The organism is Mycobacterium sp. NGS11, assembly GCF_059813315.1.
The window spans coordinates 1-14,339 of the sequence record NZ_JCALEJ010000006.1 but is presented as its reverse complement, the minus strand read 5'-3'; the positions used below and the strand labels follow the sequence as shown (position 1 = coordinate 14,339).

Below are 14,339 nucleotides of genomic sequence, written 5' to 3'. Positions count from 1 at the left end.
TGCACCGGCTGTGGGATCGACAAACGCGGAGCCTCCAGCATCGGGGGACTCTCGACCGGGTTGGGAATCGGGATGCGGACGGGCACCGGAATCGGCACCGGAGCAACCACGACGGGAACCGGAGCAACCGGGGCCGCGGGCGGCGGAGGTGCCGCCGGCGGGGGAACGGCGGGCAGCGGCGCGGCGACCGGGGGGTTCAACGGCTGGGGCGCGGCCGCCGGGGCGGGCAGGCTGACCTTCGCCAGCGGTTCGGACGCCTGCACCGGCGCCGGGGCCGGCGCCTGCTCGGGGACGATCAGGTGCTGACCAGGGGTGGGCTGCAAGGCAACGGTTCCCGTCGTGCGGATGCCGATGGCCAGGGCGATCTCGAGCGCCAGCACGGCGCTGATCCCGACCACCGCCAGCCCGCTGCCAACGAGCAGTACCGGCCTCCGCTTGGGTTGGCTTTCTTCGGGAAGGAAAAGCTTTTCGATGACGACGGTCGGCGAATCGGCGTCGTCGTCCCCCACCGCGCTGTAGGCGAGCTCGTCGTCGCCGGACTGCTGCCCGAACGGGACATAGAGATACTCGGGCAGGGAGTACTGGTCGACGGCGCCGGTACCAGGGTCTTGCGCGTAGGCCAGCGCGGCGGTCGACGAGGCGAACAGCGGCGCGTTCGCCGACGCAAGTGCCGCGCCACGGGCCAGCGCCGTCTCCGGCTCCTCGGCCACACTCACGTCGAGGAACGTCGTCGACTGCAACACCGGCATCAACGGAGCGACGTCAACCCCCGAGCCGACCAAGAATAGGCCGCCCGGCAAAAGTTCCAGCTTCTCCATCCCGGCGACCATCGAGCTGAGCTGCTCCGCAACATCGCCGTAGTAGTCGGCGTGGAGCTGTTGTTTGTAGACGTCCGGGATGGAACCGTCGGAGGTCTCGACGACCGCCAGAGTCGCGGTGTCAGGCTCCACCAGCAGCACCGCGGTGCGCTCGTAACCCATTGCCCCGCCGACGTTTTGCGCCAGCGCCGCGGCGGCCAAGAACGCGGAGACGAGCATCACGTTGTCGATCCGGTGAGCGGCCAGCGCGTCGCGCAGCGCAGCGGCTTCGAGTTGATCCGTCCATGTCACGCCGATGGACGACAGCTCGAGGCCGGCATCAGCCGCACCCTCGCGCGTGCCCAGGATCGCGGAGATCACCTGATCGGGCCCGGTCGTCGCGGCTGCATTTTCGACATCGGTGACGTCGAACTTGTCCTCTTCTACCGTGGCGCCGTCTGCGTATTCGCCTTCCAGGACGACCATTTGGATCGACGACGGTGCCATCGACACCCCGAGCACGATATCCAATACAAACCCCTCCAAAGGTATTGCACGACGAACCATGGCCGGGCGGAGGAAAAAACCATGGCTAACTAAGTATCGCCCACACGGGGAGCGTCAGAGCCCCGCAGAACCTATGTAGTCCTTATGAAGTTCTGATAGGAGCGCGACGGCGTAGGTCCTCGCTGACCCTGATACTTCGAACCAACTTGCGTACTGCCGTAAGGGTGTTCGGCAGGACTCGTCAACCGAAGAATGCACAGTTGACCGATCTTCATACCGGGCCACAGGGTGATCGGCAGGTTGGCGACGTTGGACAGCTCCAGCGTGATGTGTCCGCTGAAGCCGGGATCGATGAAGCCGGCCGTTGAGTGTGTCAGCAGGCCGAGGCGGCCCAGCGACGACTTGCCCTCCAGGCGACCGGCGAGGTCGTCGGGCAGGGTGATGAGTTCCAGCGTCGAGCCGAGCACGAACTCCCCGGGATGCAAGACGAACGGCTCCCCGGCGGCGGGTTCGACCAAGCTGGTCAACTCGTCCTGCTGCTTGGCCGGATCGATGTGGGTGTAGCGGGTGTTGTTGAACACCCGGAACATGGTGTCGAGCCGCACGTCGATGCTGGATGGCTGCACCAGGCCGCCTTCGAAGGGCTCGATGCCCAACCGCCCGGCGGTGATTTCGGCCCTGAGGTCGCGATCGGAGAGCAGCACGCGACGAGCCTAGCTTCTCCCCGACTGAGCTCAGCGGAGATAGACCTCGCTGCCGGTGGGATATCCGCCGCCGGTCGTCGTGACGTGTACGTGGTCGTAGTGGCCGAGCCGGCTCGCCTGCGCTCCGTTCGGCGTGTAGTAGACGCCTCGCCAGATCGCATCCTGGATGCCGAACCGGTTGGCGTTCTGCAGCACGTAGGCGACGATGGCATTGCCCAGCGCGATGCCGTCGGCCGACTCCGGGTTCGGAATCATCACGTCGATCGCCAGGCCTAGGGGGTGCCACGGCAACGGATCCGGGCGCACTCCCCCCATCTCGTGTATCTGCGGAAATTCCGCGGTGATGTTGCGCGCGGTCAAGATCGTCCGGATTTGCAGCCCCCGTTCCGGGGCGACGTCGGCGGTGAGGAACCGGGCCCGGGTGTGATAGCGCGACGCCGCGGTCGGCTCGCCGTCAGCGGCTTCTTTAATAAGCCGATTCGATGTTGCGGTGACGATTTGTATGCAGCAGGGGGCGACGTCGTTGATAACGGGCTTAGCCTCGGTACGGGGCGCAAATGGGTGGACGTCCGCAGACACCGCGAAGAACGCCGCGGCAGGGGCGAGCACCGCTGCCAGGGCCACTGACGGTTTACGTCGCTTCCTGGCTAATCTGTGCCGGCCCACCCGGAGCACATTACGGTGCGATAACGAAATAATAAATATGGATACGCGAATTTGTGAAAGGGATAACGCCGTTTGGGCGCGACGGCGCACAACGGCGCGGCGATACCCGTCGATGAGCCGTCCTGACCTCGACGGCTGCCGTCGGGTGCTAGCCTTCCTTGGCGAGAAGTGCCGATGTAGTTCAATGGCAGAACATCAGCTTCCCAAGCTGAATACGCGGGTTCGATTCCCGTCATCGGCTCCAGGTTTGAGCAGGTATTTCGTCCGCTCATTCCGCCTCGGTCGACGGTCGGTCCCGTAACAGTCCCTTGCCAATCGAACTGCTTCCCGGAGCAGTTATCCGGTGCGCGTCGAGGGGGAAGCGTTGAGGGAGACTTGCCTGCTCAGGACGGGCGCGGCTGGGTCACAGTCCAGCGTGAAGCCAGGGTGTCGCAAATGGTGCGTTGCTCAACCTCATTCAGGTCGTGCATGAGGAGTCCTTCGACGGTGAAGATGCCGATCATCACTTCGGCTTCCACGGTCGAAGTCGGGACTCCCGCAGTCTCCAATTCGTAACGGAACATGCCGCCGGTGATCAGATGGAAGTTGCGATGCCATTCGGCGATGGCGGCCGAATGTTCGACGCGGGCGTGCACCGTCGTCACCAGGCGGCTCATCTGGTGTAACTGGCGAACCACCCACAGCACTCGAGCGGGGATCGGTTCGGTCGCAACCTGTTGGTACTGCGGCCAGATGTCGGCCATCACGGAATCGAGCACAGCGATCAGGACGTCGTCCTTATCCCCGAAATACCAGTAGATGGTGTTTGGTGCCACCCCGGCCTCCTTCGCGAGGCGACTCATCGGGGTGGCGTCGTAGCCAGTATCGATGAACAGCCGTCGTGCTGCCGCGACGATTTCTGCCCGCTTCTCTTCGGCGGCCTGTGGACGCTTGTTCCGTGCCATGGCTCCCTCTGCATCGACTAGATCACACTATGTTGAACGACATTCAAGAGCTTGGTACCTTTTGTTGAACGTCATTCAAGATACCCGATGGAGACCCGCGACGATGAACCAGCCACTTAGCTACGTCCGACACGACGTGACCTTTTTGTCCGAGGAGACAGCTTGCGCCGCGTGGCTCTACCGTCCCGAAGGCGTCAAGAACCCGCCCATCGTCGTACTGGCCCACGGGTTTGCCGCCTTCCGCGAACTGCGCCTGGACGCCTACGCCGCACGATTCGCCCAGGCAGGTTACGCCGCACTGGTGTTCGACTACCGGCACTGGGGCGCCAGCCAAGGACAGCCCCGCCGCATCCTTGACATCGCCAAACAGCACGCTGACTGGCGGGCCGCCATCGCCTACGTCCGCAGCCTGGACAACGTCGACACCACCCGGGTGGTGGGATGGGGTTCGTCCTTCGGCGGTGGCCACGTTCTCAACTTGGCCGCCCACGACCACGATCTCGCAGCCGCCATCGTCCAGGTGCCCCACGTCACCGGACCCGCATCCGCGTTCTCCCAATCCCCCACTTTGGTCGCACGCCTGATAGCCGCAGCTCTGCGTGATCAGGTCGGCGCATGGCTCGGGCGGGCACCGCACCGGGTGAAGTCCGTCGGCAGGCCCGGCGAGGTCGCGATGATGACCTCACCCGGCGCCTATGAGCTCGTGGAGGAGATGGCCGGGGGCGAAGCGGCCGAGCACAAGCGCGAGCAGCTCCTCGCCGAAAACGACGTCGCCGCGCGCATCGCCCTGCGCGTGCCGTTGTACTCACCGGGACGCAAGGTCGCAGACATCACCGCACCGACACTGGTGCAGCTCGCCGAACGTGACGACGTGACGCCGTACGCGAAAGCCAAGAAGATCGTGGCGCGCATCCCCCACGGTGAAGTCCGCTCTTATGACTGCACGCACTTCGAGCCGTACCTGGACCCGCACTTCGACGGGATCGTGGCCGACCAGATCGACTTCCTCAATCGCCACGTCCCACTGGTGTGACCCCACCGCCAGGCGGCCTCTCGATCCGGCAGACATCCCACCCCGCGGCGCGCCACACGCGCACCCCCGATCCGTCGGCCATGATGGCCGAGCCATACACAGACAGGAACAGCCAGCCATGACCACGACCCGACGTGCCGCCCTGATCACGGGGGCATCTGCCGGCATTGGAGCGGCCTTCGCTCGCCACCTCGCGACCGAGGGCTACGACGTGCTGCTCGTCGCCCGACGCGCCGAGCGCCTCGAAGAACTCGCCACACAACTACACCAACAAAACGGCGTGCGCGCCGAAGTGTTCGCCGCCGACCTCACCGACCCCTCTGCACCCGCTGCGATCACCACCCGCGCAACGGAATTGGGCCTGCCCATCGACGTGCTTATCAATAACGCAGGACTTTCGGCCAGCACAAAATTCTCCGACACCTCCTGGGACTCGGTCGCCGGAGAACTTCAACTGATGGTCACCGCACTAACCGAATTGATCCACCGAGCCATCCCTGGCATGAAGCAACGAGGCTGGGGACGCATCATCAACCTGTCCTCATTGGCTGCGATGTCCCCTCCGGGAGAAGGGTTGCTGTACACCGGCATCAAGTCCTACGTACTGAACATGTCCCAGTCCCTCGACATGGAACTCAAACCTCATGGCATCCATGTGACTGCGCTCTGCCCCGGCTTCACCCACAGCGAGTTCCACGACGTGATGGGCACCCGCGATGCCGCCGACCGCCTGCCGGGCTTCTTGTGGCAACAGCCTGATCCCGTTGTCCGCGAGGGATGGGCCGCCGTGACCAACGGCAAGCCCGTCTGCATACCGGGCACCGTGAACAAACTCACCGCCGCGGCCATACGCCCGGTCCCACAGCGCACTCAGTACTTCCTCGGCCGCACCTTCAATCCCTTCAAATAGACAACATCATGAAGCCTCTGGAGGAGCGAAGGACCTTCAGAGCACGCCCTCCTGGGTGGACGGCATGAAAAGATCCGCGGGCGTTGGCGCGTGCAGCACACCCTTAACGCTGGCCATCCTGGGGCCGGTAGGGGCCGTGCTCGGTTACGACGGCGGTGATGAGCCCGGCCGGGGTCACGTCGAAGGCAGGATTGAAAACGTCCGCGTCGGGCGGGGTGATCGTGGTGCCGCTGAACGTCCTGAGTTCGTCGGGCGCGCGTTCCTCGATGGCGATCTCGGCGCCAGTGGCAAGCGATCCGTCGACCGTGGACGAAGGCGCGACCACGACGAGCGGCACGTGGTGATGATGGGCCGCGATGGCCAAGCCGTAGGTGCCGATCTTGTTGGCGACGTCGCCGTTGACGGCGATTCGGTCGGCGCCGACGAGCACGCAGTCGACGAGGCCGCGTGCCATCGCCGCCGCGGCGGCGCCGTCCGGCTGCACCCGGTAGGGCACGCCCGCCTGCGCCAGCTCCCACGCCGTCAGCCGGGCGCCCTGCAGCAACGGACGTGTCTCGTCGACCAGCACCGACTCCACCAGTCCGCGCTCATGCAGATGCCACACGACACCGAGCGCACTGCCCCAGGCCACGGTGGCGAGATGGCCTGCGTTGCAATGGCTTAGCAGCCGCAGCGGGCGGCGATCACATAGTGCGAGCACGATCTCGGCGGCGTGGGCGGATGCCGCACGGTTGAGACGTTCGTCCTCGTCGAGGATTTTCAGCGCTTCGGCGAGCACGGCTTCGGCGCCGTCGTCGAGTTTCTCGAGCGCACGCGCGGCCCCCCAGCTGAGGTTGACGGCGGTCGGTCGCGCTTTCGCAACTCGCTCGGCCGCAGCCCGGATGTCGCCTCCTTCGCGGGCCGCCAGCACGACGCCGAGCGCCCCCGCCGCGCCGAGCGCCGGGGCGCCGCGCACCGCCAGGCGGCGGATCGCGTCGATCAGCTCGTCGACGGTGCGCAGACTGACAACGCGGTATTCCGTCGGTAAGGCGGTCTGGTCGATGATCGTGACGGCGTCGCCGTCCCAGTCAATGGTCCTGCGCACGAGCCGAATCTAGCCCGCGGCTGGCGCAGCCCACCGCACGCTTCACCTATAACTTGCCGGCGACGAAGCTAGCCGCCTGATCCACCAATCCGGAGTCGATGTATGAGGGCTGCAGATGCGACGGCCAATTCGTTCCTCTCCCGCAGATGGGATCGCCGGCCGCGCACTGGTCGATCGTCTTACCGGCGAAGGCAGGGGCGAGTCGCCGAGTGCCGTTACCGAACAAAGCGACCGCCGCGATGTGCTGATCCACGCCTGGCGGCAGTGGGTTGGTGAACCCGAATGCCGCGCGGCCCCCGGTCACGAGATCAGCCACCTCGGCCCCCAACGAATAGCCGCCGAGCACTATCCGGGTGTTCGGGCAACTTGAGGCCATGAATTGCACGTGGGCGCTCATATCGTTGGCGCCACCGACGGTGGTTATGTTGGCGGGGTAGTTAACTCCATAAACGCCGAGCGACATACGCGTCTTGCCACGCAGTGAATTGACGAATGCGTCGCCGACTGCGCCGGCGCCGGGTGGTTCCTCTCGGCCGCGAGCGAAAACCACTTCGGCATCGGGGCACGCCGCCGATGCCGCCGGAATCAGCGCCGATACCGGAAAATGCATGGCTGCCAGGGTGATCACCAAAGCCGCGGCGAGCAGGCCGGCGGCCGCAAAGTTGAAGACACGATGCTCGCCCGGTGTTCTCGCGACAAGCCTCATGACGCGATATTACGGATTCACCGACGATGCGTTGACCAATCCGGTCTAAAGCGTGGTAGCCCAACAAATTGATCGACCGCAAACAGGGTTGAACACGGGCATCGCGGGTAATGCAAAACCGCGGGCGGCGCGAGCGCGCCCCGCCTGCGATATGCCCAGGGGGTCGCCACATCAATGGATAGCCATTCCGCCACGCCGGTGAAAGTCGCAAGCCCGCCACACGATGAGCTTCGACGCGGTGAACGTCCGATCTCACCCGACGATGATCCGTTCTACCGAGCGCCACAGGGCTACGAGCACACGGAGCCGGGGACGGTGTTGCGCTCGCGCGACGTGCAGATCGGATTTCTGGGTCTCATCAGTCAGCCGGTGAAGGCCACTCAGTTGCTCTACCGCACCACGAATCTGCACGAAGAACCGGAAGTCGCGGTGACGACGGTGCTTGTCCCGTCGCGGCGCGAGTCGGACGTCGCTGATCGGGTCCTCTCCTACCAATGCGCGATCGACGCTGTTGCGTCGCGCTGCTTCCCTTCGTTTGCGATGCGCCGCGGCGCGGGACCGATCGGTGCGTTCGTCCAAGCCGAGTACTTGTTGGTGACGGCCGCGCTGGCCGAGGGCTGGGTGGTTTGCGTACCCGATCACGAAGGTTGCCACGGCATGTGGGGCGCTCCGGTCGAGCCCGGCTACCGAATTCTGGACGGGCTGCGGGCCGCGATGCGGTGCGAGCGCTTGGAATTGTCACCGTCTGCAGCGGTGGGTCTGTGGGGATATTCGGGAGGAGGGCTGGCGTCGGCGTGGGCGGCCGAACTCTGTGAGCGGTATGCACCGGAGCTCAATATCGTTGGCGCCGTTCTCGGTTCGCCCGTCGGCGACCCGGGCAGTGTGGCGCGCCGCCTCAATGGCAGCTTCTTCGCCGGCCTCGCCGCGCTGATGATCTCCGCGCTGACGCAAGTCTTCCCCGGCGCGCAGAGGGTCGTCGATGAGCACGCGACCAACGAGGGCAAGGCGTTGCTCGACGAGTTGCAGACGATGTCGACGGCCCAGGCTGTGTGGCGCTTCCGCAACGTCGACATCGGGTCCTACGTCGACATGACGGCCGACGAGCTGTGGGACCTACCCGACGTGCGCCACATCTTCGATGCGACCAAGCTCGGCAAGTCCAGGCCCAAACCCGCGGTGCTGGTCGTGCAGGCGGTGCACGACGGAATCATCAGCGTCGACGACATCGATGCGCTGGTGGACGAATACGAAGGCCTCGGCGCGGCGGTCACCTATCACCGCGACCGGTTCTGTGGGCATCTGCTGTTGCATCCACTGTCGGCGCCCATGACGCTGAGGTGGCTGCGCGACCGATTCGCCGATCGGCCCGTCGACGAACACAAAACCCGCACGGTGTGGCCGACGCTGTTCAACCCGTCGACGTACTTGGGCATGGCCAAGTTGGGTGTGATCACGGCGAAGGTCGTCCTCGGGCGTTCCGTCGAACGTCAGCCGCTGTCGACGACGGATGCCCGCTAACTACTCACCAGGGGCGACGCCAACGGAGAAATCGTAGCGCCGCTCGCCTCTCAAGATCGTCGCCTGAACCGCCCGGACGACGCGCGGATGTTCGCTACGCTTGACCCGATTCGTAAATCCCTGGGAAGTTGAGGCCAGGTAATGGCTGAAAGACCCAAGACTCGCGCCCCGGCGTCGGGACGGCGCGAGGTCGTGGCGGAGTTAGCCGCTGCCGGATTCGACAACGCGCGCCAGGTCGCTCGAGGCGCCGCCGGAGTGGTGTATTGCTGTCGCGAGACCGCGCTGGGGCGCAACGTTGCGATCAAGGTGCTGCCGCCATTCAGCGATGACGCGGGCCGCGAACGATTTCTCCGTGAGGGTTACGCGATGGGTGGGCTCTCCGGGCATCCGAACATCGTCAACATCCTGCGGGTCGGCGTCACCCCCGAGGGCCGTCCCTACATCGTCATGTCGTACTGCCCCGCGGGTTCGCTGGGCTTACGGGTGCAGCGCGAGGGACCCATCGCCTGGCCCGAAGCCGTGCGGATCGGTGTGAAGTTGTGCGGGGCGCTGGAAACCGCACACCTGAGCGGCACCCTGCACCGCGATATCAAGCCGGCGAACGTACTCGTCAACGACTACGGCGAACCGCAATTGACCGATTTCGGGACCGCCCACGTCCCCGGCGGATACGAGACGGCGGCCGGATTGTTCTCCGGCACAATCGATTACCTGGCGCCCGAGATAATGACGGGCGAGCCCGCGACGGTTGGCAGCGACGTTTACTCGCTCGGCGCCACGATCTATGCGCTGATCGCCGGTAACGCCGCCTACGAGCGCCGCGGAAACGAAGACCTGCTCGCCCACTACACGCGGATCAACAACACGCGGATCCCGGACTTGCGTCATAACGGAATCCCGGACGCGGTGTGCTCGGCGATCGAGATGGCGATGTCGCCCGACCCGGAGGAACGCCCGCCATCAGCAGCGGATTTCGGTCGCGGGTTGCAGGAGACGCAGCGCCGCAACGGACTCAAGCCCGATGCGATGGCCATCACTGCCTCCGCCGGTTCGGGACGCACGGTGGGCACCTCGGCGGGTCTGTCGGAGACGCGGACCCAATCGCCGGCCGGGCGTGGCGGTAAAGCGGGCGCGTCGACCCAAAGGCCGCCAAGAATCGCCAAGCCGGGCCCGCGCAGTGCCGACGCGGAAAACGCCACCTCGCTGATCAATCCGCTGAAAGGCCGTGGGAATACGGCGTCGCCGTCACAGCCCACCGGTCCGCAACCCTCCGGTCCTCGCAGCCGCTTTGTAGACGCCCGCAGACCAAATTCGGCCCCGCCGAACACATCTGAGCCGACCCAAGCGATTGCCGAAGCCACCAGCATGACCGAGGCGATCGCCCCGCCGGCGGACCCACCCGCGGTCGGGCGCCGCGGACTGGCCGCCGGAGCGGTGGCATGGATGGGCTCGTCGAAAAAGAAGCGCAACCGCGTAACGGCGCCACTGATCGCCGTGGGAATCCTGGTGGCGGTGCTGGTGCTGGGCATCGGTGTCTACGTACTGCTTTCGCAAGGCAACAAGCAGCACAGCACCACCGCGAACCAACCGGGCGGCCAACCGGTGAAATGGCAGCCGATCACCAATGCCCGCATCGCTCGCCAAGCGGCGGCGACCACGCAAGCCGACGGCACCATCTGGATATTCGGCGGAATGGGCAGCAACCGTGCGCTCGTCCCGAACCACGAGGGCTACGACCCGGTCATCGACAGCTGGAAAAGCGGTGACGATCTACCTGTTCCGGTACAACACGCGATGGCGGTGACGTGGCAGGGCAATCCGATCGTCCTCGGGGGCTGGCGCGCCGCGGGCGCGCAAAAGGTTGCCAGCGACCAGGTTTGGCGGGTGGTCAACAGCCATTGGGTTGAACTCCCCCATATGCTGCAGCCCCGGGCGGCAGCGGCGGCGGCGGTGGTGGGCGACCGCATCATCGTCAGCGGCGGGGTCGACTCGAATGGCGCGCTGCTGAACACCGTCGAGATCTTCGACGGCAATTCCTGGACCCTCGGCACCCCCATACCGACCCCCCGCCAGATGCTGGCCGCGGCGTCGGACGGGAAGGTGGTGTACGCGGTCGGCGGCACCAACGGGACCGCCGAGCTGGCGACGGTCGAGGCGTATGACCCTGCCGCGAAAACCTGGACGCGGTTGCCGGACCTTCCCCAACCGCGCGGAGACCTGGGCGTGGCAATAGCCGACCGGCGCCTGGTCGCCGTCGGGGGGCAGTCGGCGGGGCAGGTCCTCAAGAGCGTGTCGGTGCTCGATCTGACGACCAACACGTGGGCGGGCCTGCCGGACATGGCGACGGCGCGGCACGGCATGTCGGTCGCCGCGGTGGGGCAAGCCGTGTACTCGATCGGCGGGTCGAGCGATGTCGGCGACGGCCAAGCGACCTCGTCCGCGGAGGCGCTGCAACTACCGCCGCGTCGAATGCAGCCGGCCGCGCAGTGGCGTTCCCTGCCCGACGCACCGACGGCGAGATTGATGACGGCGTGGACGGTGCTCGACGACAAGATCTGGATCGTGGGCGGCTTGCGCGACGGGGTCGCGCTGCAAACGGTCGAAAGCTACGACCCCCGCACCGGCATCTGGCAGCCGCAACCCGCATTGCCCGTCCCGCTGCATCACGCCGCGGCGGCAACCTATCGCGGCGAGGTGGTGGTGCTCGGGGGCGCCAGCGGCGACCTCACGCAGGCGTCCGCCAAGGTGTTCGCGCTGCGCGCCGGCAAGTGGGTGGAGTTGCCCAGCCTCGGTCACCCTCGCGCGGCGCTGGCCGCCGCTGCGGTCGGCGACAAACTCGTAGTCGTCGGCGGGCAGAACGCCAAGCAGCTGGTCGGCCAAACCGAGGTCTTCGACGGCAGCTCGTGGCACGACGCCGCCAACATGCCCACCCCGCGTGAACATCTGGCCGCGGTGTCCGACGGAACCTACGTGTACGCGGTCGGCGGGAGGTTCCTGTCGTCCGACAAGAACTCCGCGGCGTTCGAACGATTCGACCCGCAGGCCGGGACGTGGACCAAGCTGGTCGACATGCCGACCCCTCGCGGCAGCTACGGCGCCACCTTGATCGACGGCCGAATCCTGGCGGTCGGCGGTGAGCAACCGACGCAGGTGGTGGGCGTGGCCGAGATGTACGACATCGCCAATGGAACGTGGAACACGTTGCCGCCCATGCCAACTCCGCGCCACGCCGAGGCGGTCGCCACGGTGGGCAACACCGTCTACTGCATCGGTGGGGCGAACCGGCCCACCCATGAAGGCCCGGTGGCCACGGTCGAGGCGTTGGACTTCATCTAGCGGATACGTGGGTCAATGGCGCTTGAGCCGGCTGCGCCAACCCACGAAACTCGCGTACACGACCGTCAGCACCCCCAGCATGCCCACGTCGAACAGCCAGGCCTGCGCAGTGTGTTTGAAGTGGCTGTCTTTCGGGGCGAGCGGTCCGGGCTCGATCGTCCACAAGTCGACGGTCGAGGCCTGCGCCGCGAAACCCCAGCGCGAGGGCACCGCCCACGACATCTGGTCGAGACCGAGCCGGTCGGTGACCGGGATCATCCCGCCGCACAGCACCAACTGCAGCATCAGCGAAACCACCAGCAGCGGCATGATCTGTTCGTTGGAGCGGGCGAGGGAGGACAGCACCAACCCGATCATCGCCGCGGTGACGCACATCGCGGCGGTCGCGACGTACAGCTCGAGGGTGGCGCTGCCGAGGAGCAGCGCCGGCCGCGTCGGTGCTCCCTTGCCCAGAATCGTGATGGTCGTCGCGATCGCCGACTGGACGACGGCGAACACGGAGAACACGGCCATCTTCGCGAGCAGGTACGCCTTGGTGGACAGGCCGACCGCCTGTTCCCGACGGAAGATCGGGCGCTCGCCGATGAGGTCGCGGATCGTCAGCGCGGTGCCCATGAAGACGGCGGCCATGGTGAGCAACATCAGTACCGAGCCCGGCTCATCGGAGCCGTCACCGTTTGGATCGGCGACGCGGAAACCCGTCGAGCCCGGAACGGTGAGCGCCAGCGCGCCCATCACAAACGGCAACAGCGCCAGGAAGATGAAGTAGGCGCGGTCGGCGAAAATCAACCGAATTTGGCGGCGGGCGATCGTCGCGAACTGGCGGCGGGTGCTGGAGCGGGCCGGGGCGCCCAGGTCCGCCGGCTTGTCCGCCTCGGCTGCGGCCGGGGGTGGTTTGAGTTGGGCCAGAAAACGGCGGTTGGCTTCGTCGGGGTCCGCGCCGACCATGCCAAAGATCTTGGCCCAGTTGGTGGTTCCCATGGTCGCTTCGATTTCGTCGGGCGGGCCGCAATACGCCGTCTTGCCGCCGGGCGCCATCAGCAGCACCTGATCGCAGAGATCGAGGTAGCTCAGCGAGTGCGTCACCACCAACACCACCCGACCTGCGTCGGCCAGCTGCCGCAACATGGTCATGACCTGAAGGTCCAGCGCCGGATCCAGGCCGGACGTCGGTTCGTCCAGGATCAGTAGGGACGGCCCGGTGAGCAGCTCGAGTGCCACCGAGGCACGCTTGCGCTGTCCGCCGGACAGCTTGTCCACCCGGGTGTCGGCGTGCTTGGTCAACCCGAGTTCCTCGATGACCTGCGCGACCACCTGTGCGCGGTCCTGCTTGCTGGTGTCGGGCGGCAGCCGCAACTCGGCCGCATAACTCAGCGCCTGGGTCACGGTCAGCTGGCGGTGCACGACGTCGTCTTGGGGCACCATCCCGATCCGGCTGCGCAAGGACGCGAAGCTGGCGTGAATGTCGTGGCCCTCGAAGGTGATTGAGCCGGAGGTGGGACAGGTGGCCCCGGCGATCAGCCGGGACAACGTGCTTTTGCCGGCACCGGACCCACCGATGAGGGCGGTCAGCGTGCCGGGCCTGGCCGTCATGGATACCTTCTGGATCAACCGTTTGCCGTCGACGTCGAAGTCGACCTCGCGCACCTCCAGCCCGCCGGTGCGGGTGGCCGCTTCGGCGCGGCGGAGCAAGATCTCGCCGTTGAACACCAGGTCGACGTTGCCGATGGTGACCACGTCGCCCTCCGTCAGCGGCGCCGACAAGATTCGGGTGCCGTTGACGAAGGTGCCGTTGATGCTGTGCGCGTCGTGGATCTCCGTGCCGGTCGCGCTGGAGACCAAGTAGGCGTGATGGCGCGACGCCAAGACATCCGAGATGACGACGTCGCTGTCTTCGGCGCGACCGATCACGGCGGCGCCCGTGGGTGGCGCAGCGAGCGTCGACCGCGACCGCTGCACGGCCCGCCGCAGGTTGGTGCTATCGAACTGCGCGGCTTCGAGTGCCTCCGCTCCGATCTCGGTCAGTTGGCCTTTTGCCGCCGGCTGAGCGGGCCGTTCGGTCGGCGGCTGGGGCACGCGGGGCGGAGACGATTGGCCCGGATAGCCGACGGCGCGGCGCGGGCCGCCGGCCTGC

10 protein-coding genes, 1 tRNA gene and 1 pseudogene are annotated in these 14,339 nt (G+C 66.3%); 5 read left to right on the top strand and 7 right to left on the bottom strand.

Annotation, left to right across the window (positions count from 1 at the left end; genetic code table 11):
• Positions 1 to 686: 686 nt before the first annotated feature.
• The 3 genes and pseudogenes from AC5Y4T_RS10135 to AC5Y4T_RS10125 form a co-directional block, all read right to left on the bottom strand.
• A pseudogene (locus AC5Y4T_RS10135) lies at positions 687 to 1,283 on the bottom strand (DUF7159 family protein); the annotation flags it as partial.
• Positions 1,284 to 1,435: 152 nt separating this feature from the next.
• Positions 1,436 to 2,008, bottom strand: a complete 573-nt coding sequence (gene dcd, locus AC5Y4T_RS10130; protein WP_499952905.1) for a dCTP deaminase — start codon at positions 2,006 to 2,008, stop codon at positions 1,436 to 1,438.
• Positions 2,009 to 2,038: 30 nt separating this feature from the next.
• Entirely contained in the window at positions 2,039 to 2,674 is a 636-nt protein-coding gene (locus AC5Y4T_RS10125) for a VldE C-terminal domain-containing protein (protein ID WP_499952904.1), read from the bottom strand.
• A 170-nt stretch (positions 2,675 to 2,844) separates the two neighbouring features.
• Between AC5Y4T_RS10125 and AC5Y4T_RS10120 the strand changes: the two genes are divergently transcribed.
• A tRNA-Gly gene (locus AC5Y4T_RS10120) sits at positions 2,845 to 2,918 on the top strand.
• Positions 2,919 to 3,057: 139 nt separating this feature from the next.
• Here the strand turns inward: AC5Y4T_RS10120 and AC5Y4T_RS10115 are convergent.
• Complete coding sequence (locus AC5Y4T_RS10115) at positions 3,058 to 3,618, bottom strand: TetR/AcrR family transcriptional regulator (RefSeq protein WP_499952903.1); 561 nt, start codon at positions 3,616 to 3,618, stop codon at positions 3,058 to 3,060.
• Between the two features lie 103 nt (positions 3,619 to 3,721).
• Between AC5Y4T_RS10115 and AC5Y4T_RS10110 the strand changes: the two genes are divergently transcribed.
• Both AC5Y4T_RS10110 and AC5Y4T_RS10105 read left to right on the top strand, forming a co-directional pair.
• The gene (locus AC5Y4T_RS10110; RefSeq protein ID WP_499952902.1) at positions 3,722 to 4,651 is read left to right on the top strand and encodes an alpha/beta hydrolase; all 930 of its coding nucleotides are present in this window, start codon (positions 3,722 to 3,724) and stop codon (positions 4,649 to 4,651) included.
• Positions 4,652 to 4,769: 118 nt separating this feature from the next.
• Complete coding sequence (locus AC5Y4T_RS10105) at positions 4,770 to 5,561, top strand: SDR family NAD(P)-dependent oxidoreductase (RefSeq protein WP_499952901.1); 792 nt, start codon at positions 4,770 to 4,772, stop codon at positions 5,559 to 5,561.
• Between the two features lie 103 nt (positions 5,562 to 5,664).
• Here the strand turns inward: AC5Y4T_RS10105 and mtnA are convergent, their stop codons facing one another.
• Positions 5,665 to 6,645 (bottom strand): S-methyl-5-thioribose-1-phosphate isomerase, encoded by a 981-nt coding sequence (gene mtnA / locus AC5Y4T_RS10100; RefSeq protein WP_499917851.1) that lies wholly within the window; start codon positions 6,643 to 6,645, stop codon positions 5,665 to 5,667.
• Between the two features lie 46 nt (positions 6,646 to 6,691).
• Positions 6,692 to 7,351: a cutinase family protein gene (locus AC5Y4T_RS10095; protein ID WP_499952900.1), complete on the bottom strand. Its 660-nt coding sequence runs from the start codon at positions 7,349 to 7,351 to the stop codon at positions 6,692 to 6,694.
• Positions 7,352 to 7,525: 174 nt separating this feature from the next.
• Here AC5Y4T_RS10095 and AC5Y4T_RS10090 point away from each other — a divergent pair, with 174 nt between their 5' ends.
• Both AC5Y4T_RS10090 and AC5Y4T_RS10085 read left to right on the top strand, forming a co-directional pair.
• A complete protein-coding gene (locus AC5Y4T_RS10090) occupies positions 7,526 to 8,869 on the top strand; it encodes a lipase family protein (RefSeq protein WP_499952899.1) in 1,344 nt (447 codons plus the stop codon).
• Between the two features lie 141 nt (positions 8,870 to 9,010).
• Entirely contained in the window at positions 9,011 to 12,205 is a 3,195-nt protein-coding gene (locus AC5Y4T_RS10085) for a Kelch repeat-containing protein (protein WP_499952898.1), read from the top strand.
• 12 nt (positions 12,206 to 12,217) lie between these two features.
• Here the strand turns inward: AC5Y4T_RS10085 and AC5Y4T_RS10080 are convergent.
• Positions 12,218 to 14,339: ATP-binding cassette domain-containing protein (locus AC5Y4T_RS10080; protein WP_499952897.1), on the bottom strand; the 2,122-nt coding region annotated here is incomplete at its 5' end.

What these genes read in the sequence shown, in the direction of transcription:
- AC5Y4T_RS10095 (WP_499952900.1), bottom strand. Translation starts at nt 7,351, where the DNA reads ATGAGGCTTGTCGCGAGAACACCGGGCGAGCATCGTGTCTTCAACTTT.
- AC5Y4T_RS10115 (WP_499952903.1), bottom strand. Translation starts at nt 3,618, where the DNA reads ATGGCACGGAACAAGCGTCCACAGGCCGCCGAAGAGAAGCGGGCAGAA.
- AC5Y4T_RS10110 (WP_499952902.1), top strand. Translation starts at nt 3,722, where the DNA reads ATGAACCAGCCACTTAGCTACGTCCGACACGACGTGACCTTTTTGTCC.
- AC5Y4T_RS10090 (WP_499952899.1), top strand. Translation starts at nt 7,526, where the DNA reads ATGGATAGCCATTCCGCCACGCCGGTGAAAGTCGCAAGCCCGCCACAC.
- AC5Y4T_RS10105 (WP_499952901.1), top strand. Translation starts at nt 4,770, where the DNA reads ATGACCACGACCCGACGTGCCGCCCTGATCACGGGGGCATCTGCCGGC.
- AC5Y4T_RS10085 (WP_499952898.1), top strand. Translation starts at nt 9,011, where the DNA reads ATGGCTGAAAGACCCAAGACTCGCGCCCCGGCGTCGGGACGGCGCGAG.